The organism is Bacillus sp. FSL K6-1338, from assembly GCF_038006965.1.
Lineage (GTDB): Bacteria > Bacillota > Bacilli > Bacillales > Bacillaceae_G > Bacillus_A > Bacillus_A thuringiensis_S.
On sequence record NZ_JBBOWI010000001.1, the window covers coordinates 1634108 to 1659755 of the forward strand.

Genomic DNA, 25648 nt, shown 5'->3' on the forward strand with positions numbered 1-25648 from the left:
CTTTTTTACGCTGTGAATTTTAATCCAGCATATATTTTACGACCCTTTTTTTGAATCCAACACACTTGTGCATTTTTCTTTTGAATATTACGTTCTTCCATTGTTACTTGTATAATTTGGTCAATCACAAGAGGGATGTTCGTTTGTACTTGGCACCCACCTGTACTATAGTCGATAATGGTCGCTTCAATCGGCATCCCATTCATATGCAATGTTCCAGGAGACATCAGTTGCTCACGTATATGTTGCCTGCGAAATTGTCTTGGTGCTTTTTTTGTGTTTTTTATGAAAGATGCAATTGCTAGTGTAAGAAATGCTTTATCGTACACCTTTTCCACCCGGTCATTAACCGGTTTACTAAATAGATGAAGAATGAGTTTACAATATTGCTCATGGGATACATCATCAAATGATACACCAACTTGTACAGAACTTTCTTGTCTCCGAATCCATTTTTTTGTACTATAAATCTTTTCTACCTCGCCAAAAGATAGCATATAGGAAGATAGACTTGATAAAGTTTCAAATGGAATGGAGGAATCTAATTCAAAACGTGCCCCCGTTTCACTAATATCAAGGATATTGCAAGAAATGATCATATCTTCGGCATATAAAGTACCTGGTAAATTTACTACGAAACGTTCTGAATTTCGAAAACGCGGTCTTTCAAATGCTACAAATAGTGAAGTGACAATAGCTATCCCGTTGTATAGTAACCAGAAAATGTTAATATATAAGCTCTCTCTTTCAATATAATATTGCTCAGGGTATAAGAGCATAAGTGTTGCTCGAATAAGTGCAATAATTGTTAAAATGAGTAATATGAGATGAGGGATGCTTGCAATCCATAAAAAATGCCTTGTATTATTTTGAACTCCCTTTCTTGTCACATGAAATTGAAACTTTTTACGTAAGAAAATTTCTGATAAAATAGCAAATCCCATATAAGGAGCCATAGCAACTTCGTACACATGACTCCACGTAGTTGTTCGTTTTTTATTAGAAACAGCTTTGAAAATAAGCTGTGATGTTAAAAAGGCAGGTGCCCAGAACATAAATAAGTGCATGAAATTAATTTCTAAACTATAAATATCAAATACTAAAAATAATAGCGGTGCTAATAAAAATATCATTTTATAAACACCGAAAAACCAATAATGAATTCCATCTGCATATAAAAGACGCTGCATAAAAGATAATCCTTTTATAGTGAAAGGATTCCATTTTTTTACGACTTGAATGTTCCCTCTACACCAGCGGTCCCGTTGTTTTAATAAATCACTAAATGTTTCTGGGGATAATCCAACAGCTAGTGTTTCATTGACAAATATAGTCTCCCATTTGTTAGCTTGTAGTAGCATACCAGTTGCCATATCTTCAGTAATAACTCCAGTCGCAAATCCTCCAATTTCTTCAAGCGCGGTGCGGCGAAATAGGGCGTTACTACCAACATACATCGTAGCATTAAAGCGATCTTTCCCTTCTTCTAACTGGCGCATAAAGAAATCTTGTTCATTGGCGATGTTATCTTCAAAAAACAAATTATATTGGAAAGGATCAGCATTATAAAAAACTTGTGGTGCTTGAACGAATACAACATTATTTTTAGAAAAATATCCAATCGTTCGCTCTAAAAAGTTAGCTCGTGGTATCATATCGGCATCCATTGTTACGATAATATCACCTTTTGAATGAAGCATCGCATGATTTATATTTCCAGCTTTTGCATGCTTGTTTTCGGTGCGAGTTATGTGATGAACAGAAAAATCTGCCGCAAGTTGCTTTACACTTTCACGGCGCCCGTCGTCACAAATATAAATGTTTAGTAACTCTTTCGGATAAGTAATCAACGTACAACCAGCTACAGTACGTTTTAACAAATCGATCGGTTCATTGTAAGTGGCAATAAATATGTCGACAGTAGGTAGTTTTTCAAAAGTGGATAATGGTACTTCTTTCCGTTTATATGGTTTCCATGAAACAATGCTAAAAACGATAGATTGTAAGTAACCAGCCCATTCTGTAATTAACAATATAATACCAGCGATAATACTTATGAGATTAATAGTTGGTAACGAATAAAAAGTTCGCCAAATAAGATAAATAGCATTACAAATGAGAAATAGAATAATAAGTAATTTTTTTGACCATAAATATTTGTGTGCAAGGGCGTAAGTAATAATGATTACGAAAAAAATAATACCTAAACCTTCGTATATAGAGAGGCTCATACAATTCCTCCTTTATGTATAGAGTGGGAAATAGAAAAAATATATTATTCATCTATAAAGATTTAATTATTTCCAGAGTATAAAATATCACAAAATATAGGGTTAGAGTATAAAATTTACATTTTCTTATTATAAGCTTAAAAAATTAGAAGAAATAATAGTTGTATTTTTCATTCATAAGAAAAATGCCACTTCAAAAGAGAAGTGGCATTTCTTATATTTCCTCTAAGCTATTAACTGGAACAGTTAATTCGCGTCCTGGGTTTTTTACTTCATATATGCGGGCGGTTTCATTGCTTTCATCGACGTGTTGAATCATAACAGGCATGCCTTGAAAACTGACATTGGCTTGTTCCGCTGACACAGAAAGCTCTATTGCACGTTGTATATTCATTTATATTCCTCCCATCATTATTATCTTTGCTAAAAAAGAGGAATAATATACCATTTTGAGACATTCTTAAAGTTTTTGTATTATTTGTAATGTTTCTTTAATAAATGAAGTGAAGATGGAATCAGGATAGGACTGTACGATTTCATATGCTTCTGTTACTTCTTCAAGAGCTCTTTTTTTATCATTAAGTTTGACATAACAAAGAGCACGATATGCCCCAGCTGTTGTAAGCCGTGCGTGATCAAGTGGATGGTTTATATAATCTGGTATGATAGCACGTTGTAATGTTTTTAAAGCTTCTTCGTATTGTTTTAAACCATACAAAGCTTTTCCTTTTTCAAGATAATACGATCCATCATCTTGAAAAATTCGCTCATCTTTTAGTTGTTCTCGAAATTGTTCTACATGTTCTAATGCAATAGTATATTCATGAGTAATTGTGTTGTAGTAGTAAGCTTTTAAAAGATTAATAACCGCTGCAGATAAAGTATCTTCTGTAAAAATGGCAAATTGCTCTGATTTTTTTATGTAATGTAAATATTGTTCTTTATCAGCCGTTAGGACTTTTTGGTAAGATAAAATACGGTAAAATTCATCTGTTTTATAATACACTTGATGTTTTTTTGAAAATGCAAGCGCATCTAAAATGACACTTTCACATTGTTCGTAATTACCATATGCAAGAAAAATAATCGCCTCATATAAATATAACTCGATATGTATAATGAGATCCATTTCTAAATGTTTCTCTTCATAGTCATTTCGGATGCTAGCAATGAGTTGTAAACATTCAGCATACTTTTTACGTGTGAATATCGTAAAGGATAATTTTAATTTTGTTTCCGTACTTTCCCGGTATAACGTATATTTTTCAAAAATAGAAGTAGCCTTTTCCACGTAATGTTCAATATTGTAATCTTTCATTTTAGCCGCAGCTGTTACAAATTGTTTATATAAACGAGCGGTATTCAAAGTAGGAGGTAGCTCTTTTTGAACGATAGGTAGTAAGATCTCATATACTTCATCGTACTTATTTGCTTTTATTAGTTGTTCCATTTGTTGAATGAGTTCTATCTTTTCCACATCATCATCTTCTAGTAAAAAACTCGTTTCGCATCCAAGTTTTTCAGCAATATATTGTAATGTTTTCATGGAAGGTGTAGCTTTTCCGTTTTCAATTTGGCTTAGCATACTTTTTGTCAGCTCTGAACCTGCTAAATCAGTTTGAGTAAGCTTTTTTTCTTTTCGTAACGTTTTAATTTTTGCACCGAGAGTAGCCATTATATGCTCCTTTATAATTTAAAAGTTAAATACAATTAAACTTTTTATTGTAAAAATTGGAAAGTTGATTATATAATAAGTTTAACACAATTTAACTTTTAAGGGGAGAGTGTCATAATGGGGGATATAAATATAGGTCAAAATGATTGGAAAATGAAGATTGCAACGAGAAATATTATTTTAATGATGATTGGAAAAATGACGTCCTTGTTAGGAGCGGGTATTTATACGTTTGCAATGGGATTATACGTATTAAAGACAACGGGTTCAGGAATGGGGTTTGCAACTACGCTTATTTGCGGATCGATTCCAAGGCTGATCTGTGGACCGATTGCTGGTGCTGTAGCTGACCGTGTTAATCGAAAATGGCTTGTCATCGGTACTGATTTGTTAAGTAGTTTAACAATGCTTATTATGTTTATCCTTGCAACTACTTTTGGGCCATCACTTCTGTTTATTTATGTTTCAGCAGCATTATTATCAATTTGTGCGAGTTTTTATTCTGTTGCATTAACTTCATCTATTCCAAGTTTAGTAGATGAGGGACGTATTCAAAAAGCGAGTGCTTTGAACCAGACGGCAGCATCTTTATCAAATATTTTAGCACCGATTATTGGTGGAGTTGTATTTGGTTTCTTTTCAATTAAATCGTTTTTCCTGCTAAATAGCATTACATTCTTTTTAGCGGTAATTGTACAATTATTTATCGTATTCGATTTATATAAAAAAGACATGGCTGAAAGTAAAGAGCATTTCTTGACAAGTATAAAAGAAGGGTTTTCATATGTAAAAAGACAGCATGAAATATATGGTTTAATGAAAATTGCAGTAGGGGTAAACTTTTTTGCGAGTGCACTTTTCGTTTCACTTCCATATATTATTGTTCAAAATTTGCATCTATCTTCGAAGCAACTCGGTGTTGTAGAGGGAATGTTAGCAGTTGGGATGTTAATTGGTGCAATTGCGTTATCAGTACGTAAAGAAGTGAATAATCCGTTTCGCTCTGTTTATATTGGGTTGTTTTTATTTGCGAGCTTGAGTTTATGTACAGTGTTTCCATTAGTAGTCACCATTCCGAAAGTAGCAAGTTTTATTTACTATATCGCTTTTATGATGTTAACTGGTATATCAATGATGGTTGTAAATATTCCGATGCAAGTACATTTGCAAAAGACGACAAATCCCAATTATTTAGGACGCGTTTTCGGCTTACTTGAAACAATTTCTACTGCAATCGCACCACTCGGTATGATTGTGTATGGATTATTATTAGATATGTTGCCAACTAGCATTGTTATGATGACATTAGGCGGAGGCTTATTGTTAGTTGTATTAGTAGGAGTAAAGAAGCATGTAATGAAAAAGCAAGTGGATGTGTCTGCCTAAAAGGAAATTTGACTTAACGAAATAAAAATGACCGAATTAGTATTTTAGTTTTTGAAACTCTTTTTCATGTATGTTAAAGTAAAGTGAGCTTGCAAAGAAAAGGAGACAACAGCATGAAAAAATTAAATTTTGTTATGCTTTTTCTATTAATCGTAATGGCTGGATGTAGCAATTATGACACATATATTGAAACAGGTATGCAATCATTGAAAGATGAAAAGTATAGTGATGCAACAATGTGGTTCGAAAAAGCAGAAAAAGAGAAATCAGGAAATGAAGCGAAATCATATAAAGAAGTTGCTGAGAAAATGGATCACGGGGCAACAGCATTAAAAGACGGTAAGTATTTAGAAGCGAAAGACATTGCAAATGAAGTGTTACAAAAGAAAAAAGATGATGCACTTGAAAAAGCTGTAACATCAAATGCAGAGAATATGCTTCAAAAAGCAAAAGATGTAGAAGAGAAAGTGAATGAAAGAGTAGCAAAGCGTAGAAAGGTAGAAGAAGAAGGAATCGATAAAATTATTAAAGCTGTCGATAGTATAGATGAAGTGAAAGAAAAAGAGAAGAAAGTATCAGAAGCATTAGATAAGGCTGAAGAGGCGCAAGCAAAAATTGAGGCAAAGAAAAATAAATAGATTTATAGTGTAAAAGGCTGTCGTGCATAACGACAGCCTTTTAATTTTTTGTTGCAAATGAATGGATGCTCTGTAGTAAAAAAGTAATGATTTTAGAATTCCATCTGTCCTCATGATGAATCGTATAAATATTACGTTGAAATTCAAATTCTGGGATTGGTATATAGCATAGCTCATTTCGTTGTATTTCTTGCTCAATAGCAAGTTTAGAAATAAAGGCAATTCCATTACCATATTTTAAAATTTGTTTCATCGTTTCTAATGAGTCTAATTCAATTTCTGATTGGAATGTAATGTTATGAACTGACATCCATTTTGTAAGTAAATCTCTCGTTGTAGATGGATTACGATGCAATAGTATGCGTTCCTTTTCGATATTTTGTAACGATACATTTTCTTTCTTTGAAAAATGATGTTCTTTGGAAAAGGCAAGAACAAGTGTATCAGGTATTATATTCGTTTGTTTTAAAAGTGGTTCATCAAATGGAGCAGCGGAAATTATCCCAAGATCGATTTCGTGATTTTGTAGCATCATTCGAATTTCAGGGGCTGTTTTAACTAGTAGCGTTATTTTTATATTGGGAAATTCACATTGAAATTCATGAACGACTTCTGGCAAAAGATAAGTCGTTGGTACATAACTAGCGCCGATTGTTATAGCACCTTTATTAAAATCTTTAAACTCTTGCGTGACACGTCTAGCTTCTTTCATAAGTGCATCTATTTTAGAAGCATAATGGTGCAAAGCCTCACCAGCCTCTGTTAAGAAATACCTTCCAGAACGTAATTCGAATAAAGACACACCGAGTTCTTCTTCTAAGCTTTTTATATGAAATGTAATAGTTGGTTGTTTAACGCCAAGTTTTTCTGCAACAATTGTAAGCTTTTTGTATTTCTTAATAAGTACTACAATTTCTAATTTTAAGAGATTCATTATGAATTGCCGCCTTTTTTATTTTAACTATAGAAAAAATCTATAGAAATAAATAGTTTATTAGAAGTTTTTTAATTTAATCTTTACAGTACATTAACATTCAGTATAAATCTTCCATATAGAATGAAAGCAGGTTAAGAATGAGGGGAGAGAGGTGAAGCAATGGATATTACAATTAGTGGATTAGAAAAGACATTTGGAAAAACACAGGCGTTAAAGCCGTTGCAGATTGTAATGAAACAAGGGGAATTCACTACACTTTTAGGACCTTCGGGGTGTGGGAAAACGACTTTACTTAGAATGATAGCAGGGCTTGAAGAACCGGATAAGGGAGAAATATATTTTGGAGACCAGTGCATGTATTCTGCTGCAAAAAAGATAAAGACACCTCCTCATGAACGGAATATCGGTATGGTATTTCAAGATTTTGCTTTATGGCCGCACATGACTGTTTTTGACAATGTTGCATTTGGTTTAAGGGCTACAAAGCAAACAAATCATTTACGAGAAAAAGTAGAAGATGCGATAAAGCGAGTTCGCCTGCAAGGTATGGAGAAAAGGTATCCACACGAACTTTCTGGTGGACAGCAACAACGTGTCGCATTCGCTAGAGCAATTGTAACAAAACCTCATTTTATTTTATTTGATGAACCGCTAAGTGCACTCGATGCAATTTTACGAGAAGAAATGAGAATAGAGCTTATGGATATCGTTCATTCCATTGGTTTAACTGCACTGTATGTCACTCACGATCAAACAGAAGCAATGTCAATGTCAGACCAAATTATTGTCATGAAACAAGGAGAAGTATTACAAAAAGGAACACCGGAAGATATTTATGTGAAACCGTCTCATGAATTTGTTGCCAAATTTGTTGGTAAGGCGAATTGGCTTGTAGAGGGTAAAAAAATGGTTCGTCCAGAGCATGTGAGCTGGACGAAAAATGAAGTGTGCGAAATGTATACAGGTGAAATTAAGCACGTTACATATGTAGGAGAACGGTATGAAATAAAAGTAAACATGGGGGCACTCGGAATATGGACAGCTTATCACAATAGTAAATTAAGCATCGGTAAACCAGTATCGTTATATGTGCCAAAAAAATGTATTCATCATATAGGGGGAGAATCGTATGAAGAAATTCAGTTCGCTTAAGTCTTTATTTGTATGTACTTTATTATTTTCGGCTGTAGTAACAGGGTGTAGTTCAAAGACAGGCAATGCAGATGCAAAAAGTAAAAATACGAATGAAAAGAAAATTGTTGTATATAGTGCAGGGCCAAAAGGGTTAGCAGAAAAAATTCAAAAAGACTTTGAAAAGAAAACAGGTATAAAAGTAGAAATGTTTCAAGGAACAACAGGTAAGATTTTAGCGAGAATGGAAGCTGAAAAGAAAAATCCAGTCGTTGATGTAGTCGTACTTGCATCATTACCAGCGATGGAAGGATTAAAGAAAGAGGGTCAAACGTTAGCTTATAAAGAAGCGAAACAAGCTGATAAGCTGCGTTCTGAATGGTCAGATGATAAAGGACATTATTTCGGGTATAGTGCTTCAGCATTAGGGATTGTGTACAATACAAAAAATGTGAAGACAGCGCCTGAAGATTGGAGCGATATAACGAAAGGGGAATGGAAAGGAAAAGTGAATCTTCCAGATCCAGCACTTTCAGGTTCAGCTTTAGACTTTGTAACAGGATATGTGAAAAAGAATGGAAAAGATGGATGGAATTTATTTGAACAGCTTAAGAAAAATGAAGTTACAGTAGCAGGAGCAAATCAAGAAGCTTTAGATCCAGTAGTAACAGGTGCGAAAGATATGGTAATTGCAGGTGTTGATTATATGACGTACAGCGCAAAAGTAAAGGGTGAACCGGTTGATATTGTTTATCCAAAAAGCGGAACAGTTATTAGCCCACGTGCAGCGGGGATTATGAAGGATAGTAAAAATGTAGAGGGTGCAAAAGAGTTTATTGATTATTTATTATCAGATGATGTGCAAAAACAAGTTGCTAAAGCGTATTTATTGCCAGGTAGAACAGATATAAAAGCTGAAAATAGACCGAATGTAGAAGAGATTCCAGTATTAAATATTGATTGGAAAACAGTTGAGAAAGAGCAAGATGAAATAGGAAAACAATTTAAGAAAGTATTTCAATAAGATGGTGATTCCATGGTAAATCGATTCATATCAGTAAGACAAGTTGGAATGACGGTAGCGTTATTACTTGTGGCGATGTTAATCGTCATTCCGCTTTTTCTCATTTTATTTTCTAGTATATATGAAAATAGCAGCTGGAACTTTTTAAAGCCTTTTGAAGTGATGCAGAGTGGTGGATTAGCTGGGATTTTTCTAAACTCGATGCTTCTAGGTGTACTCGTTGTAATAGGAGCTACAATATTTGCATTTCCATTGGCGTTTATTATGAGCAAAACAGATGTAGGAAAGTATAGTAAGTTAGATATTGTTTTTATGATTCCATTTATGACACCGCCGTATATTGGATCAATGGGCTGGATTTTGTTCATGCAACCTAACGGCTATTTTGAACAATTTTTTCCGATGCTAAAGACAGTTTCATCATCGTTTTTTAGTTTAGGAGGTATGGTCTTAATTATGAGTCTGCATTTATTCCCATTCCTTTATTTCATGCTGAAAAACACGTTACTTCAGATTGGGAGTAGTAAAGAAGAAGCTGCAGCAGTTCATGGCGGAAGTTTTCTCTATCGTTTAAGAAAAATAATATTGCCGTTATTAGTATCAAGTTATGTAATGGGTGCTTTACTCATTTTCGTAAAGACGATTGCTGAATTTGGAACACCGGCTACATTCGGACGTAGAATAGGATTCCACGTGTTAACATCAGAAATCCATAAATTTATTTCGAGTTGGCCAATTGATTTTAGTAGTGCAACAGCATTATCTTCTTTATTACTTAGTGCTTGTATGCTCATTTGGTATATGCAAAATGTATTGAATCGAAAGTATTCATATGCAATGGTTAGTGGAAAAGGTGTGAAATCTAAAAGATATACTTTGTCTATATTTACGCGCGTTGTAGCATGGATGTATGTAATTGGTTTATTAATCGTATCAATTGGAATTCCATACTTTTCTATACTGATTGCTTCTTTGTCAAAATTAAGAGGCGGCGGTTTACATGTAAATAACTTTACAACAAGCCATTATGAGGCATTGTTTACAATGGGATCTCCGGGATTAGAGGCTTTATGGAATAGTTTTCTTTTTTCACTCGTAACAGCGATTATTGCGGTAATGATTGGAGTCTTTTTGGCACTTATGATTCGAAAGGGGAAAAAAAACTCTGAAAAATGGCTCGATATGTGCGGTATGTTACCCAATATGGTACCAGGAATCGTTATGGTTGTAGGTCTTATTCTATTTTGGAATTCACCATATATGGCCCTGTCAATTTACAATACACCAGTCATGGTTATCGTAACGTATGTTGTGCTGTTTTTACCTTACACGGTGCAATATGTAAAATCATCACTCGGACAAATTGATGATTCTCTCATGCAGGCAGGAAGTGTTTTTTCGGGAAATTATATTTATATTTTTAGAAAAATAATATTGCCTCTTATTATCCCAGGCATTCTTGCTGGATGGGCGATGACATTTACAATTTCGATAAGAGAGTTAGTAGCATCGCTTCTCGTATTACCTCCATCAGTAGAAACGTCAGCAACGTTTATTTTTGCTCAATTTGAACAGGGTGAAGTATCTATAGGCATGGCGATGGCCGTTGTTTCTGTTGGACTTACAACAATGTGCTTATTACTGCTACAACATATGGAGCAAAAGCGAAAAGGGGTAGCATGATGAGGATAGAAGTATGGGGTGGGGCAGGAGAATACGGTCGCTCCTGCTATTTTGTAAAAAATAAAGAGACGAAAATATTATTTGATTGTGGTATTAATCGATCATATGAGAAGAGTTATCCAGAAATAGAGAGAGAAGCTGTTCCATTTTTAGATGCGGTATTTTTATCACATATTCATGAAGATCATACGATGGGTTTACCTTTATTAGCGAAGTATGGATATAAGAAAAAAATTTGGACGACTCGTTATACGAAGGAGCAACTGCCGTTATATTATGAAAAATGGAGAAACTATAATGTGATGCAAGGGTGGAATTTACCTTATAGCGACCAACACATAAAAGATTTAAATTATGTATGTATTGATGAGATTAGTAATCCAAATGAATGGATACAAATTACTCCTACATTGCGGTTTCAGTGGGGATATAGTGGGCATGTATTAGGAGCTGTTTGGTTTTTAGTTGATTTGTGTAATACATACGTGTTCTATTCCGGCGATTATTCAGCAGAGTCTAATATACTACGAGCTAATTTACCTGAGAAATTGGGCCACAATATAAAAGTTGCAATTGTAGATGCCGCTTACCACACAGATGATGTTTCGCAAAATGAAAGATTAGATGATCTATGTGCAGAAATTGAGCGAGTTATGCAGAATAAAGGAATAGCATTGCTACCGCTGCCACAACTTGGTAGGGCGCAAGATATAGTATTGTATTTATATGAACGATATAAAGAATTTCCGCTTATAGTAGATAAAGAAATTTTGGCTGGATTTGAAGAGATGTTCATATATAAAGATTGGATAAAAAATAATGAAGAACTTAAATGGATTATGGAGAGTTTAAAAAGAAACATAATCGTTATGGATAATGACATTAGTATGCAAAATAGTTATGGAATAGTTGTAATGAGTGATGCGAATATGCAAACGAAACGAGCACAGTTATGCTATGAACAGCTTCGGAATGAAAAACGTAATTCCGTTATTTTTACTGGGCATATTGCGAAAGGGAGTTTTGCAGAAAGAGTTATGAAAGAACATGTAAGGAGTACATGTAGGGTGAAGCGAGTTCCGTATAAAGTTCACCAAAGTATAAAAGAAGTTAAAGAGATGTTAAATACATTATTACCAGAACATACGGTGCTAGTGCATGCTTTGAAAGAGGATACGGATCGATTACAACAAAAGCTAAGTACAGCAGGATATGAAAATGTATATTCACTTGCAATGGAACGTATAGAAGTCATTTAAAATGTAAAGGGGATAGGTATATGAAAAAAGTATTTGTATTCGTAAGTATTTTCTTTTGTTGTTTTCTTTATAACGTTAAGGAAGGGTTTGCTGCTAGTCCAATGAAACCTAGTTTTGAAGTAAAGTTATTATTGAAGCCAGAACAAGTATTAGGTTATAACAAAGAGATGAAGCAAGAGGTGCTAGAACATTTCCAGGCGGGTACAAAATATGAAAGAATACAAGTACAATTTTTAGATACTGCAAATAAAAGTTTAAGTGATGAAGGTTGGTTTGCTAGAATTCGAAAGAAAGAATTTAGTAAAGATTTTGAACTAACATATAAAAAAAGATATCCTATTCAAAATGGTGTAATTCAAGATGCACTAGAAGTAGCTAAAAAAGAAGGATTCGATAGTAATACGGATAGTTATGAGGCGGAAATAGATTGGGGATTTGAGAAGAAAACATTAAGCATTTCAAATAAGAAAAGCTACAGTGCTAAAGGATATGGGATACTTGATTTACCAAATGAACAAGCTGCTCAAAACATGTTAATAGAAAAATTACCAGGGAAAATGAACAAATGGTTGTATACAAATTGGGGAGAAGAGATGTTAAAGAATTCCCGTATTTACGGTCCTGTATTAATGAAGCGATATACAGGAGAGTTTGAAAACATAAAAGCAAATATTGAAATTTGGCCATTAAGTAATACCGGAAAATTAGAAGATGACTTCGTAATAGAAGTGTCATTTAAAACAAATGAAGAAAGTATTGCGACAAAACAAAGGGAATTATTAATAGCGAGTTTAGAGAAAAAAGGCTGGTTGTTACCGAAAGATAGTTTGAAGACAGAGCTTATTTTTCAGTAAATAGTAAAAAGGAATCCATATGCCATGGATTCCTTTTTATATATGAGTATTAAGCTAAATCAGCTGACACGAACATATCACTATTTTGAAGATTTTTAGAGCGTAAACTATAAGCAACTACCTTCTTTTTATATTGTTTTACAACATCAACATGCTCTTCATGACTGTAAATATAAAATGTGAAATCTTTTTTACCACGTTTTGCATTGATAATTAAAGGAGTGCCTTCATTATGGGGTGGTGCATAATAGCGATCTAAAAATAAACCTTCGTTAAAATCATGAATAATTTTTGATTTCTGTTCGCCTTCTACGTTATTTCCGTGAATTGTAATAGTCACATTCTCTTCTTCAAGTTTTGGATGTGTTTCGTACTTGCTAATAATGGATTCAATAACAGTGTTAGGAAGGCTAGAAACGATAATTTTAAATGCCCCAAATACAACTAACATTACAATAAACCAAGTCGTCATAGTAATCATCCCCTTTATTCTATTTAATAATATAACTCATATGGTAATAGTACATATGGTGAAGTTTTGTATAATTTGTGAAAAATATGCCATTTTTACGAATGAAATATTAGAAAAATCAATTTTGTTACAAAAAATTGAAATTGAAGTATTTTAAAAGAAAAAGGTTTATAATAAAAATATAACTAATAACCACATTACTAATTATAAGGAAGTGTAACTATGAGTACTGTAGCAATCGTATATGGTATTATTCTTTCCACAATTATTGTTTTGTTTTTTGTTGGGGTTTCACGTTATATTCATAAATGGAAAGAAAGCGTTGCGAAATTAAATCACATTGAAGAAGAACTTAGTGATTTAATGTTACATCATGGTAAATAAAAAGATAATTTTTTAACGAAACAATGTGAATAATATCACAAAACATGCTCTCATCATGAAAGCATGTTTTTTTGTTATGTGAATGTTAGACATATTCATGAGATTTTTTCGTGCAATACAGTGTGAAATAAAATAATAATTCTTTATGTGTAGGAAGAGTTATTCTATTTTGTATAATTTTGTAATTTAGTTCGGTATAATTATGATATAGAAGGAAATTTGTTAGAGGAGGTACATTGTGAACATATTAAAGATTATAGGAATTGTTGCAGGAGTGATTATAGTAGCAGTTATAGTTTTCTTTGTCATAATGAAGTATTATTTGTCAAAAAAAGATTCTGATTACGTATTAACGTATATAAAAGAACATAAAGACGATGAGACATGTTCATTACTGATTAGAAAAAATGGTGAGGTATTAACATCTATAAATGAAAATAAAAAATTGCCATTAGCGAGTACGGCAAAAATCGTAATAGCAGTTGAATTTGCTAAGCAAGTGTCAGAAGGAAAAATAAGTCGAGATGAACAAATTTCATTGCAGGAGCTAGAAAAATATTACGTTAAAAATACTGATGGTGGAGCGCATCCTACCTGGTTAGAAGATGCCAAAGTGAGAGAATTAGTGAAAAATAGACAAATCGCTTTAGAAGAAGTCGCTAAAGGAATGATTCATTATAGTTCTAATGCAAATACAACATATTTGTTAGATAAGCTTGGAATAGAAAGAGTAAATGAAAGTATAAAAGAGTTAGAGCTTACTAGTCATGATAAGTTCACTTCTTATACGGCTGCACTATATATGAGAGGATACGTAGAAAAAGAACTTCATGTGCCAGAAAATCAGTCATTAAAAACGTTACGTAACATGTCAAAAGATGAGTATAATAAACATGTGTTACAAATTCATGAATGGATGAAAGATGAAGAAGAATGGAAAAAACGTGAAATTCCATTAAAGGTAGATATGGAATTTCAGCGAATTTGGTCAGATCGATTAGTGAGTGCAAACGCTAAAGATTATATGAGTATAATGGAAAAAATAAATAGTAGAAATTATTTTCCTAAATTAATGCAAGAAGAAATCGAGAATATTTTCAAAGGCACAGTTGATAATAGTAAGTTAGAATTTGCGGGGCAAAAAGGTGGATCTACCGCATTCGTATTGACCAAAAGTTTGTATAGTACAGATAAGAAAGGTAATAAGATAGAAGCTGTCATTATGTTTAACGATATAGAAAATCAAGTTGTATATCAAAAGCTGAGAAATAATATAAATTATTTTATTCAAGATGCTATAACAGATGAAGAGTTTGGAAATAAATTATAATGAAATAATTTTATTATGTAAACAACATGCTATTAAAGGTAGGTATTGAGATGAGGTTGAATGAGTATATGCTTGAAACGTTTCCGAATTTAGAACTTAGACCACCTCTATTTTATAATTGGGATATTGGTATTCGTTTTAGATTAGGTGTGGACTATGATTGTAATAACATTTATGAAAATTGTCTATATTTAGAAGGCGTTTATAAAAGGACGATTACTTTATTTCAGTCTTTACATTCAACAAAAGATGATATTTATATTGTAGTGGATGTAAATGACCATGCAAACGGTGAAACTTTCAAACAGAAATTGAATATCTTTTCTAAGTATGTCAAAGAGAAGTCCGATTTGTTTAAGTTACAGAAAAATACAATCCCTTATGTTTTTCCAGATGAAGATGGAGCATATAAAACACATAGATATACTTTGAAATGTGAAATCTCTGACTTTACATACATTCCTATGCTAAAAGCAATTTGTAATCAAGATATGGGAATAAAACCGAGTATTTTTCATAGGGTGTATTTTATAAATGTTAACAAGAATACTATATTTCACGTTTATGATGATAGAGGTTGTGATGTATTAGCTATCTCTCCTGATACAATTAGGGATATTTATAATACATATAATGATTGGATATTAGAATACGATAGAAATAAAATTGATAAAGTATTTAATTGGATGTAGTCTATTTTAATTGAGGGAAATACCATATGAGGTGTTTCCCTTTTATTAATATGAAAATCAACATTTAAATTTGACAGTACTTATAATAAAGGTAAAGGGATTTGATGGTAATGTATTGAATTTGGATAAAAACGGAAAAGGGAGATGGATAAATGACGACAATCTATTTCGTTCGCCATGCCCACTCTACATATACAAAAGAAGAAAGGGAACGACCTTTATCTGAAAAAGGGCACTGTGATGCAGAGAATGTAACGCATTTATTAAAAGATAAACATATTGATGTTGTTATTTCTAGTCCGTACAAAAGAGCGATCCAAACTGTACAAGGAATTGCGAATACATATAAATTATTAATACAAACAGAAGAAGATTTGCGTGAAAGATTATTGAGTACAGAGCCAGTAGCAGATTTTAATGTTGCTATGCAGAATGTGTGGAAAGATTGGAGTTTTGCATACGAAGGCGGAGAATCGAGTGATGTCGCACAAAGGCGCGCTGTAATATGTATGCAAAATATATTAAAACAATATGAAGGTAAGAACATTGTAATAGGTACGCATGGGAATATTATGGTATTACTAATGAATTATTTTAATTCGAAATATGATTTTGAGTTTTGGAAAACACTTCATATGCCTGATGTGTATAAATTAAATTTTGATAAAAATCGCTTCATTTCTGCTGAAAGAATAGAGAAAACAGGTCATCGGTTAAATATTTTGTAAAAGTTTATCAAAAAAAGAGGAAACAGAGAAGTTATTGTAGAAGTATGACTTTGTAACATAAAAAATATATGTTAAAGGAGGCTGTTTACATGTTTGAGAAAGAGAAAGAAGGGCTTATTGAAGTTCAAAACGTATATGAAATTGCACCAGAAGATGGAACAATTATTGGTATGGCAACGGAAGAAGAAATGGAAATTGCTGCTGAACTAGAGTTACAGTACTATGCTCATTCTCGTTTGTTAGAAGCAAATATTCAGTTAGACGGTTCCTCCTACAAAGAGTTACTTCAGGAGTTCCAGGAGTACGAAAGAAAATCAATGAGCTTTTGGCGAGCGATACATAAACGTTTAGCTGTGCCATGGGCGTGGGTACTACGTATTGATGTTGCGAATGGCCCTATATATGTAAGTAATGGTAGTTCATATTACGAAGAAATCGATGATGAAGAAGATTATGAATAGAAGATAAGTAAGGAAGCAGCTTTAGTTGCTTCCTTTTTTGATTTGTAAGAAATGAATTGCTTCAATAATAATATCTGGTCGATCATTTTCTATACCGTGACTAGCATGTTGGGCAAGAATATAGTGGCTGTTAGTTGAGAGGTGTAATTGTTCATGAATTAGTTCTTGCCACATTGCTTCAAGTTGTGTTGCTTCCTCTTTTGGCATGCCACCATTAGTCAATTGAGTAATAGAATATTGAGGATCTCTACCGATAACGATTAATGGTATTTCTAATGTTTTACATAGCTCTTTTAGTGAGAGAGCACAGTTTTTCCACTCAGATAGTTCAGAAGCTGTCGCTTTATATAATGAGGCGGAGGTAGAGAATTCAATTTGCTGTTTTGATTGATTGGCGAGCATAGATTTTAGTTCATTATAAAGTGTGTCTACATCCATTTTGGAATACATATTATATTTTTGAAACCAAACATCATCAGAATCAGTTTGATCAGAAATTGGTAAATGAAGTTCATCTAAACGGTGTAAGTTCATCGAAGTAGAATCAACTAAAATAAGTGCTTGCAGCTTATCTTCATGTAACATCGCAAAATGTTGTGCACATAATCCTCCGTAGGAATGACCGATTAGAATAAATGGCTCTTGAATAGCTAGTTTGTTTAGTAACATATGTAGCTCTTTTGTAACTTGCCTTATTGTACGCGGCTGATGGCCTACATCACTTTTTCCGTAACCTGGGCGATGGTATGAAACGACTGTAAAGTACTCTGAAAGCTTTTCTATAATAGGAAACCAATCATAAAATGAGCAACTCATTCCGGTTTGAATGACTACAGTTTGTTTACCACTTCCTTTTATATGTACTTCTATATTTTGCCCCATTATTTCTACAAATTTATGAATGTTAATTCCTCCTAAGCTTGAAATAATTTTTGACAAGCAAAAACGATACACCAAACACCTATACCGAGTAGGACAGATGTACTAAGTGTAAATGAATTTTTTAAACCAATATAGACGATAAATAATAGTAGTGCTGATGCGGGGAATCCATATAATACCCCTAAAGCAAATTGACTTAATTCTTGTTTATTCCCGCCTTCGAATGAAATCCAAAATAGACTAAGTAAACTAACGAGTGGAAGGGCAGCAATAAAGCCACCTATCGTACTGAAATGTTTAGCAACTTCAGTGATAACGCCGATAATAAGTGCCGAAACGATTACTTTAACGAGGAAATGCATATTTTGCCTCCTTCGCTAATAACGAAAATGCTTTTTCAATTAATTGTTGTTCTTCTTTTGATAACTGTGATTCTAATATTTTTATCTTTTCTTTATCCAGTAAAGTATGTTTTTCTAATACTTCAATCCCTTCAATTGTTAATGTAAGGTTTACCACTCTTTCATCTTGTTTATTTCTCTCTTTAACGATGAAGCCCTTTTGAATAAGGCGCTTTATGTGTTCAGACGCTGTGTTATGAGAAAGACTAAGCTCAGTAGCGACTTTTCCAATTGTTATATCTTTCTCACGAGAAACGATTTGTAAAATACGAATTGCTTGGTGGGAAAGGTTGTCCTCGTATTCGTATCGTAAGTGATAATAAATGCTCTCCCAATGTTGATTAATGTTGTTCATAATAATAAATCCCCTTTTTATATCGTATAGTAAGATATATTCGTTATTTTAGAAATAAAATCCTTTTATTTGGATAAAAAATGTTGAAAAAGTTTATTTTTATTGAAATATAAGGTAATCTATGTGTAAAGGTATACATTTAGCAAGAGAGAGGATGATAGCTGTGAATACATTCAAATGGATTAGTCATGAACAGATGTATGTAGATGAAATACATGTTGAAAAATGTGGTCCTCTTTCAGTCGGCGTATATGGGGGGAATCAAGAGAGTGATGCATATGAACGAGGAGATGCGGTGCTTGCTTGGTGGGATCCTGAATTACAATTTGAATTTGTTATGATTTTTGATACACATCACAAAACAAAAAATATAGATTATATAATAGAAGCGATTTCGGCAAGAAAAGAAAAACTAAAAGAGTTATTCTCATATCCAATACATTTAGCTTTTCATCATACACATATGTACTTATTAGCGTTATTTACAGATGAGTTATTTATTAAAAAATGTGATCAAGATGATGAGGAACTCGCTTGCTTAATTTGTTTACGAAAAGGCGAATTTTTATATTGGTTATCAGTTGGTGATTGTTTCGCGTATTTATTCCATTCTGAGAAAACGAAAAATGGAAAAGGACGATTAAATAAACGGAAAAATTACGAATATATTGGTAGGAAAAATATTTTTGCAGCAAATACACCTTGCTTTACGTCAGGTGTAAGAGGATTAGAAAAAGGAATGAATCACATTGTAATGGCAACAGATGGTATTTTAGAGTGTGACAAACGAAGGTTTGATGATGATCAATCTTTAGTAGAAATATTACACGACGGAAGTTGCTTGCAGATTGAGCCCGTATTAACAAATGTATTGCAGTGGAAAGGTAGAGATTGTGCCACGATTATTGGATGGTCTATTGATACTGATAATAAACAATGTGCTAATTAATATAAAAGGAGTTCAAGGTTTTTATCCTTGAACTCTTTTTTGTTAAGCAATATGAATATGATATGTTTTCAACCATTCATTTACTTGTAGCATATACTCCATGGCACTTCTTGCCTCAAAATTGTTAATCTCTTTATTACTTTGATCAGCAATTGAAAGTAAGATGGAATGGTTAATAAGTGAGAAAATAGGATTGTTTTTATTGCTACACATATCAAGTGTTAAATTACGGATTGTTTGTAAGTAGTGTGGATCTTGTGAAGTTGGATAAGCGCTTTTTCTTCTATTGCGTACATCGTCAGGTAAAGCTGGTTGTAGTGCTCTACGTAAAATGCCTTTTTCAATATTATCAATGCTTTTTATGTTGAAAGGAACATTCCATAAATATTCAACTAATCTATAATCGCAAAACGGTACACGAACTTCAAAACCAACAGCCATACTCATACGATCTTTACGGTCAAGTAAGAAAGGAAGGAATCTCGTTAAAAATAAATAAAACATTTGGCGTTGTTTCGCGGATTTTTTACTTTCCCCTTCAAGAGTAGGTACTTCATGAACAGCTTCATGGAATCTTTTATTGATATAGTGTTCAGGATTACATTGCTTTGTTACTTCGTTTAATAATAGAGAAGATGTGTTTTTCCAGTTTGTTAACCATGGAAACTTATCTACATACAGTAGTTCTTCTTGATGAAACCAAGGATATCCCCCGAATACTTCATCAGCCGATTCACCAGATAAAGCTACGGTTGCATCTTTTTTCATTTCGCAAAATAGTAAATATAGTGAAGTTTCCATTTCGCCTGCACTTGGCAAATCTTTCGCATGGAGGGGAACGAATAAGTGATTTGCTAATTCTTCAGCATTCACAATAATGTCATGATGCGATGTCCCTACATGTTCGGAAACACGTTTTACCCAAGGAGCGTCTAAGCCAGTGCGAGCAAATGTCAGCTCGAAATCTTTGGCGCTATTTAAAAAGTCGATTGAATACGTGTGAAGTGTTTCATGCTCCTCTGCAAATTCTTTACCTGCAAGTGCAGTAATACCGCTAGAGTCTAATCCGCCTGATAACATACAAACGAGAGGAACATCGGCAATTAATTGTCTTTTTACTGTGTCTTGTAAAATAGATAAAATATGCGAAGATGTATCTTCTATAGAGTCTGTATGGATCTTACTTTCTAAATTCCAATACTTCGTAACTACTTTTTTATGACGTGTAAATGTTATAGAATGTCCAGCACGTACTTCTTGAATATGCTTAAACACACCACATCCTGGAGTGCGAAATAAGCCTAATCCAAATATTTCATTTATTCCATCCGCATCAATTTCAGCAGGGACAGATGGATGCGCTAATAATGCTTTAATTTCAGAGCCGAAAATAATACTGCCATTTCTTTCTGTAAAAAAGAGCGGTTTTACACCTAAATGATCTCGTACTAAAAACAATTGTTGCTTCTGTTCATCCCATAATGCAAAAGCGAAAATTCCGTTTAAATGTCGTACGCAGTCTTCTTTCCATTCTAAATAAGCATGTAGTAATACTTCTGTATCTGAATGAGTTTCAAATGTATGACCACATTTTTGAAGTTGCTCTCTCAGTTCACGGAAATTATAAATTTCTCCATTATAAGTAAGAGCATACGTATAATCACCAGCACGAAATGTCTTCGGCTGCGTCCCGCCTTCTGGATCAATAACAATTAAACGTCGGTGTGCAAAGGCCGCGCGAGGTGAAAACCAAAATCCTTCAGCATCAGGACCACGATGCTGGATACTATTTGCCATCTTTTCTAAAATAACATGTTCATTGGAGAGATCCTTATTCCAATTTACCCAACCTGTAATTCCACACATACACATCTCATCTCCTAATTTTAAAAATATATTAATGAAATAAAATGTACATCAAATTAAAGAATGACTATATAAATAGTGTACTACATGAATTAAATTGTAGACTTGAGAAAATTTTCTTTGAACGCATAGTCATGTGAGACAATGGCTAAGGGGAAGTATTCCATTACATACAAAAAATAAAAAAGATGAGAGAAAAAATTTCTTCAGACGTTATATAGGGTGTAAAAGCTTTTACAAAACAATAAGGGGAATCGCTACATGAAATCAAATGAGAAAAATTTTATAAAAAGATTACAGCGGCAAAAAGAAGACGCGTTAGAATTTGTTGTCGATACATACTTACCACTCATAAAGGGGATCACGCATAAAGTTCTACTTCCAATTCAAAATGATGGACTCATAGAGGAATGTATAAATGATATATTTCTTTCCATTTGGAATAACGCAAATAAATTCCATGGAGAGCCGAGTGATTTTAAAAAGTGGATTGCAGCGATTGCAAAGTTTAAAGCAATTGATTATTACCGAAAAGCGACTAAAAAAGTAGAAATTATTTCAGATGAGTTTCATATCAGTACAGAAAAATCAGCAGAAGACGAATTAATCGTTATGGAAGATAGGGAAGAATTATTGAAGCTCATTAATCAATTAGAACCGTTAGATCAAAAGGTATTCATTATGAAATATTTACTTGGTATGAAGACAGAGGAAATAGGTGACAAGTTAGGATTAACTCGGGCAGCAATTGATAATCGAGTGTACCGGGGGAAAAAGAAACTACAACAAAATGCTACGAAAATTAGTTTTGGAGGTAGTGCAATATGAAAGACATTTATGAACTATTAAATGATATTGATATAGATGAAAAAGAACTAGAGGAAATTGAGGCTTCTGAAATTGAAAAAGAAAAAGTGAAGCGTAATGTAAAACAATCGATACGTACGAAGAAAAAGATGAAAAGTTGGAAAAAAGGTGTCGCTGCTGCATCTATTTTAGTAGGATTATCAGTTGCAACACTTGGTATTGGTTTTCCAACCTATGCTGGAGGTCTTCCTATAGTAGGAGATATATTCCGATTTTTAGATAATGGTAGAACAGGGCTACATGAAAATTATAAAGAGTTTTCGACTGAATTGAATATGACGAGAGAGAGTAATGGGGTTAAGGTTACAATTAATGATGCTGTGTTTGATGGGAGAACTGTAACGATAACGTATTCTATCGAAAGTGAAAAAGATTTAGGAGAGCATCCGAGCATATTTGGTTCCCCGCAAGTAAGCATGTCTAATGGTGCGGCTGGAAGTTCTAAAACTACGAAAGTAGGAGATAAAAAATATGTAGGTATGACTACAACAAGTGATCTTGGTAGTAAAAGAATGGACGTTGCAAATGTTAGATGGAATATGGAATCAATTAATATGTACGAAGAAAAAAAATCAATAAAAGGGAATTGGAATTTTGCTCTTACTTTAAAGGCGATGGATAGTAAGGATATAAAAGTTAATGGGATTTCCGAAAAAGAAGGTATAAAAGTAAATATAGACAAAATGGAAGTAACACCTATGTCATTTATCGTTTTTTATAATCAGGAAGAATCTAAGGCATTAAGGCGCATATGGGATAGTGCAGATGTTGAGCTAGAAATAAAAGATGATTTAGGAAATCAATACGCTGGTGAAGGAAATGGCGGAACGGGTACAGTAGCAGAACCACATAAAAGTAGTTGGAGTACTACATTCCAAAAATTGAATAAAAATGCTACAAAGCTTATCGTTACGCCTCATGTGAATTTGCGAGTGCATACACCTGAAAATCATGGTGGAGTGGAGTATGTGAATGGAAAAGAGAAGAAAATTGAAGTGCCGAAAAAAGAAGCGAAGAGTAAAGATATTGTTCTAGATGATATCGTAATTGATTTAAAGAAATAGAAGAGAGACTGCCTAAAAACATTAGGCAGTCTCTCTTTTCGCTAAAAACTAGTTACGAGTAACGCATGTGGATGCTGCGTTTTATACTCATCTTTCCACGGAATGTTTAGTTGTTCCCACGATTCGCCGCTATCATTGGATTGAAACACGCCGTTGTTATTTAACGTGTAAAACGTATGTGGTTCTGCCTTGTTTGTCGCAAACATCGAAATGACTGTACCGATTGCGGATGGTAGTCCTTGTTGTACTTGCTGGAAAGGAGTATCTTTCGTTTTTCGATAAATATAAGATTCATAAGGAATATGGTGATGAGCGAGATCAGCACTCGGTGCAGCTGAAACGAGAATCGTATTGCAATCAGCGGGATCGATAGCCATGCTGTATAAATAATGATGTTCAAGTCCTTCACTGCATGAGATCCAGCTGTTTCCATTGTTATAACTTTCAAGATATGCACGATCAGGTCCGCCCATAAATCCGTCACCACATGATGCATAAAGGCGATTTGGTGCTTCAGGGTGCATAAGTAATTGATGAGCATCGATAGGGGCACCGAATTTTTTATCGATCCATGTATGCCCTTTATCATTACTTTGAATAACAGCACCAGCTTCGATTGAAACGTGTATTGTATTAGGGTTGTTTGGATCAACTGTAATCCAGCGTACGTGATGGGTAAAAGGTCTAGGCGGAAATGCCCACGTATAAGAAGATAATAATGATTTCATATTTTTAAGTTCAGTCCACGTTTCACCACCATTTTCAGAGCGGAATAAAGCGCTCGGTTCTGTGCCAACATAAACGACACCATATCCGTTAACTTGTTCATTTGAGCTTATTGTTATGGAAGTGATAGAGGAGTGCAAAATACCATCTTCTTTAGGAAAATCAAAGTAACGATAAGAATCTCCAATTGGTCTCCATGAATCCCCGCTATCGTCACTTAACCATAGACCTCGTCCAAATGTTCCGCAATATACACGATTTTTTTGAAATGGATCAACAGCGATACAGGTAGGTTGCATATTTTGTAAGTGGTAAGTCGTTTCATAGTCATCATATTGTTCTTTCACTACAACAAGTTCACGTTCCATACAGAGAAATAAACGTTTCATTTTAGTAACCTCCTTAAAAATTCTTTCATTAGTAAACAATATGAAAATAAAAAAGAAGTAGTCTTGTTTTATTTGAGAAAAAGGGATTGTTTAAAAAGAAGCGAAGTGTGTATACAGAGGAAGCGGGCGTTTACAATCAGTCAATTCGGGATAAAGATGGGGAGTTTGTTTCATACTAACATACAGATATTGTACTTAAAGGAGTATTCGTATGGGACATTCGCATGATCATGGTCATTCAAAAAATAAAAAGGCGTTACTAATTGCCTTCCTACTAACAACAAGTTTTATGATTGCAGAAGTTGTTGGTGGATTTGTAACAAATAGCTTAGCACTATTATCTGACGCGGGGCATATGTTAAGTGATGCGGTATCTTTAGCCTTAAGTTTACTTGCGTTTAAGCTCGGAGAAAAAACAGCAACAACTGCGAAAACATATGGATATAAGCGAGTCGAAATGTTAGCAGCATTATGTAACGGTGTCGTTCTTATTGTCATTTCGGTATACATTTTTATTGAAGCAATCCGCCGTTTTAAAGAACCAGTTGAGATTGCTAGTAATGGGATGCTCATTATTGCTGTACTTGGTCTGCTTATTAATATTTTATCAGCTTGGATATTAATGAGAGGCGGAGATGTGAAGGGGAACTTGAATTTAAGAAGTGCTTTCCTCCACGTATTAGGCGATCTATTAGGATCAGTCGGAGCGATTATTGCAGCGCTATGTATTAAATTTTTCGGATGGACGGTTGCTGATGCGATTGCTAGTATTCTTGTGTCTATTTTAGTCATTATTAGTGGATGGCGTGTAACACGTGATACCGTCCATATATTAATGGAAGGTGCACCCCAGCACATAAATGTTGAAGAGGTAAAAAGTACATTATTAAATATTACGGTTGTAAAAGAAGTTCATGATTTGCACATATGGTCTGTCACATCTGATTTTCAAGTATTAACTTGCCATTTGATTATTAAAGGTGATGAAACGCAAAATGTATTAAAAGAGGCTACGGATGTATTAAAGGAGAAGTTTCATGTAGAACATGTCACCATTCAAGTAGAAATAGATGGTGAATTTAATCATAGTGAGACAACCTGCAAAGTATGAAAGAAAAAGGATAAGAAAATGTGTCATAACATTTTTCGCACGGCATACATATATATAATGTGGCCACAAATACTTTGTCAGGTAAATATTTCATGAAATTACTTTACTTATAAAGAGTCATCTTTTATAATCAAAAGTGGTAATTGATAAAGA

At 33.7% G+C, this 25648-nt stretch carries 27 protein-coding genes; 17 read left to right on the forward strand and 10 right to left on the reverse strand.

Annotated elements, in window-relative coordinates; all coding sequences use genetic code 11:
- Window positions 1–5 precede the first annotated feature (5 nt).
- The 3 genes from NZ044_RS08670 to NZ044_RS08680 form a co-directional block, all read right to left on the reverse strand.
- Entirely contained in the window at window positions 6–2231 is a 2226-nt protein-coding gene (locus NZ044_RS08670) for a glycosyltransferase (RefSeq protein ID WP_340949672.1), read from the reverse strand.
- A gap of 214 nt (window positions 2232–2445) precedes the next feature.
- Window positions 2446–2625 (reverse strand): H-type small acid-soluble spore protein, encoded by a 180-nt coding sequence (locus tag NZ044_RS08675; protein ID WP_001025734.1) that lies wholly within the window; start codon window positions 2623–2625, stop codon window positions 2446–2448.
- Window positions 2626–2691: 66 nt separating this feature from the next.
- Window positions 2692–3906: a helix-turn-helix domain-containing protein gene (locus tag NZ044_RS08680; RefSeq protein WP_000212330.1), complete on the reverse strand. Its 1215-nt coding sequence runs from the start codon at window positions 3904–3906 to the stop codon at window positions 2692–2694.
- 117 nt (window positions 3907–4023) lie between these two features.
- Between NZ044_RS08680 and NZ044_RS08685 the strand changes: the two genes are divergently transcribed.
- Together NZ044_RS08685 and NZ044_RS08690 are read left to right on the forward strand one after the other, a co-directional pair.
- Entirely contained in the window at window positions 4024–5292 is a 1269-nt protein-coding gene (locus NZ044_RS08685; protein WP_000502461.1) for an MFS transporter, read from the forward strand.
- A gap of 113 nt (window positions 5293–5405) precedes the next feature.
- Window positions 5406–5930, forward strand: a complete 525-nt coding sequence (locus NZ044_RS08690) for a DUF4398 domain-containing protein (RefSeq protein WP_000735854.1) — start codon at window positions 5406–5408, stop codon at window positions 5928–5930.
- Between the two features lie 40 nt (window positions 5931–5970).
- On the opposite strand, the gene NZ044_RS08695 is transcribed toward NZ044_RS08690, so the two are convergent.
- Window positions 5971–6864 carry a LysR family transcriptional regulator gene (locus NZ044_RS08695; protein ID WP_098506775.1) on the reverse strand — a complete coding sequence of 298 codons (894 nt, stop codon included), beginning with the start codon at window positions 6862–6864 and terminating at the stop codon, window positions 5971–5973.
- A gap of 162 nt (window positions 6865–7026) precedes the next feature.
- On the opposite strand from NZ044_RS08695, the gene NZ044_RS08700 reads away from it, so the two are divergent.
- The 5 genes from NZ044_RS08700 to NZ044_RS08720 are packed head-to-tail and all read left to right on the forward strand — an operon-like array spanning window position 7027 to window position 12818.
- Window positions 7027–8019: an ABC transporter ATP-binding protein gene (locus tag NZ044_RS08700; RefSeq protein ID WP_000355542.1), complete on the forward strand. Its 993-nt coding sequence runs from the start codon at window positions 7027–7029 to the stop codon at window positions 8017–8019.
- Complete coding sequence (locus NZ044_RS08705) at window positions 7997–9022, forward strand: ABC transporter substrate-binding protein (protein WP_000714683.1); 1026 nt, start codon at window positions 7997–7999, stop codon at window positions 9020–9022. Before NZ044_RS08700 ends, NZ044_RS08705 begins: the two co-directional genes overlap by 23 nt.
- Window positions 9023–9034: 12 nt before the next feature.
- Window positions 9035–10705 (forward strand): ABC transporter permease, encoded by a 1671-nt coding sequence (locus NZ044_RS08710; RefSeq protein ID WP_118961784.1) that lies wholly within the window; start codon window positions 9035–9037, stop codon window positions 10703–10705.
- Complete coding sequence (locus tag NZ044_RS08715; protein ID WP_033795229.1) at window positions 10702–11964, forward strand: MBL fold metallo-hydrolase; 1263 nt, start codon at window positions 10702–10704, stop codon at window positions 11962–11964. Before NZ044_RS08710 ends, NZ044_RS08715 begins: the two co-directional genes overlap by 4 nt.
- A 20-nt stretch (window positions 11965–11984) precedes the next feature.
- Window positions 11985–12818, forward strand: coding sequence for a hypothetical protein (locus NZ044_RS08720; RefSeq protein ID WP_000755318.1), 834 nt, complete (start codon window positions 11985–11987; stop codon window positions 12816–12818).
- A gap of 49 nt (window positions 12819–12867) precedes the next feature.
- Here NZ044_RS08720 and NZ044_RS08725 read toward each other — a convergent pair whose 3' ends face one another.
- Window positions 12868–13290 carry a YfmQ family protein gene (locus NZ044_RS08725; protein WP_000214589.1) on the reverse strand — a complete coding sequence of 141 codons (423 nt, stop codon included), beginning with the start codon at window positions 13288–13290 and terminating at the stop codon, window positions 12868–12870.
- Window positions 13291–13330: 40 nt separating this feature from the next.
- Here NZ044_RS08725 and NZ044_RS08730 point away from each other — a divergent pair, with 40 nt between their 5' ends.
- The 6 genes from NZ044_RS08730 (at window position 13331) to NZ044_RS08755 (ending at window position 16885) form a co-directional block, all read left to right on the forward strand.
- Window positions 13331–13447: a multidrug transporter MatE gene (locus NZ044_RS08730; protein WP_098506773.1), complete on the forward strand. Its 117-nt coding sequence runs from the start codon at window positions 13331–13333 to the stop codon at window positions 13445–13447.
- 65 nt (window positions 13448–13512) lie between these two features.
- Window positions 13513–13674: a hypothetical protein gene (locus tag NZ044_RS08735; RefSeq protein WP_000108702.1), complete on the forward strand. Its 162-nt coding sequence runs from the start codon at window positions 13513–13515 to the stop codon at window positions 13672–13674.
- A gap of 238 nt (window positions 13675–13912) precedes the next feature.
- The gene (locus tag NZ044_RS08740) at window positions 13913–15004 is read left to right on the forward strand and encodes a serine hydrolase (RefSeq protein ID WP_098506772.1); all 1092 of its coding nucleotides are present in this window, start codon (window positions 13913–13915) and stop codon (window positions 15002–15004) included.
- Window positions 15005–15072: 68 nt separating this feature from the next.
- On the forward strand, window positions 15073–15696 hold the full coding sequence (locus NZ044_RS08745; RefSeq protein ID WP_118961789.1) for a DUF3885 domain-containing protein: 624 nt from the start codon (window positions 15073–15075) through the stop codon (window positions 15694–15696).
- A gap of 152 nt (window positions 15697–15848) precedes the next feature.
- Window positions 15849–16424, forward strand: a complete 576-nt coding sequence (locus NZ044_RS08750; protein ID WP_000208260.1) for a histidine phosphatase family protein — start codon at window positions 15849–15851, stop codon at window positions 16422–16424.
- An 89-nt stretch (window positions 16425–16513) separates the two neighbouring features.
- Window positions 16514–16885 carry a hypothetical protein gene (locus NZ044_RS08755; RefSeq protein WP_000461779.1) on the forward strand — a complete coding sequence of 124 codons (372 nt, stop codon included), beginning with the start codon at window positions 16514–16516 and terminating at the stop codon, window positions 16883–16885.
- Window positions 16886–16906: 21 nt separating this feature from the next.
- Here NZ044_RS08755 and NZ044_RS08760 read toward each other — a convergent pair whose 3' ends face one another.
- Genes NZ044_RS08760 through NZ044_RS08770 form a run of 3 tightly spaced genes read right to left on the reverse strand, consistent with a single transcriptional unit; the run spans window position 16907 to window position 18523 of the window.
- A complete protein-coding gene (locus tag NZ044_RS08760) occupies window positions 16907–17839 on the reverse strand; it encodes an alpha/beta fold hydrolase (protein WP_002083200.1) in 933 nt (310 codons plus the stop codon).
- Window positions 17800–18129 (reverse strand): DUF3147 family protein, encoded by a 330-nt coding sequence (locus NZ044_RS08765; RefSeq protein WP_000545623.1) that lies wholly within the window; start codon window positions 18127–18129, stop codon window positions 17800–17802. Before NZ044_RS08765 ends, NZ044_RS08760 begins: the two co-directional genes overlap by 40 nt.
- A complete protein-coding gene (locus NZ044_RS08770) occupies window positions 18113–18523 on the reverse strand; it encodes a MarR family winged helix-turn-helix transcriptional regulator (protein WP_001059787.1) in 411 nt (136 codons plus the stop codon). Before NZ044_RS08770 ends, NZ044_RS08765 begins: the two co-directional genes overlap by 17 nt.
- Before the next feature lie 121 nt (window positions 18524–18644).
- On the opposite strand from NZ044_RS08770, the gene NZ044_RS08775 reads away from it, so the two are divergent.
- Window positions 18645–19472, forward strand: a complete 828-nt coding sequence (locus NZ044_RS08775) for a protein phosphatase 2C domain-containing protein (RefSeq protein WP_002083203.1) — start codon at window positions 18645–18647, stop codon at window positions 19470–19472.
- 42 nt (window positions 19473–19514) lie between these two features.
- Here the strand turns inward: NZ044_RS08775 and asnB are convergent, their stop codons facing one another.
- Window positions 19515–21338, reverse strand: a complete 1824-nt coding sequence (gene asnB / locus NZ044_RS08780; protein WP_086397298.1) for an asparagine synthase (glutamine-hydrolyzing) — start codon at window positions 21336–21338, stop codon at window positions 19515–19517.
- A gap of 261 nt (window positions 21339–21599) precedes the next feature.
- Here asnB and NZ044_RS08785 point away from each other — a divergent pair, with 261 nt between their 5' ends.
- Entirely contained in the window at window positions 21600–22166 is a 567-nt protein-coding gene (locus NZ044_RS08785; protein ID WP_098506771.1) for a sigma-70 family RNA polymerase sigma factor, read from the forward strand.
- Window positions 22163–23269, forward strand: a complete 1107-nt coding sequence (locus NZ044_RS08790; RefSeq protein ID WP_000653118.1) for a DUF4179 domain-containing protein — start codon at window positions 22163–22165, stop codon at window positions 23267–23269. Before NZ044_RS08785 ends, NZ044_RS08790 begins: the two co-directional genes overlap by 4 nt.
- A gap of 41 nt (window positions 23270–23310) precedes the next feature.
- On the opposite strand, the gene NZ044_RS08795 is transcribed toward NZ044_RS08790, so the two are convergent.
- Complete coding sequence (locus tag NZ044_RS08795; RefSeq protein ID WP_000825316.1) at window positions 23311–24384, reverse strand: WD40/YVTN/BNR-like repeat-containing protein; 1074 nt, start codon at window positions 24382–24384, stop codon at window positions 23311–23313.
- Between the two features lie 211 nt (window positions 24385–24595).
- On the opposite strand from NZ044_RS08795, the gene NZ044_RS08800 reads away from it, so the two are divergent.
- Complete coding sequence (locus tag NZ044_RS08800; RefSeq protein ID WP_000510030.1) at window positions 24596–25495, forward strand: cation diffusion facilitator family transporter; 900 nt, start codon at window positions 24596–24598, stop codon at window positions 25493–25495.
- The last annotated feature ends 153 nt before the right edge of the window (window positions 25496–25648 follow it).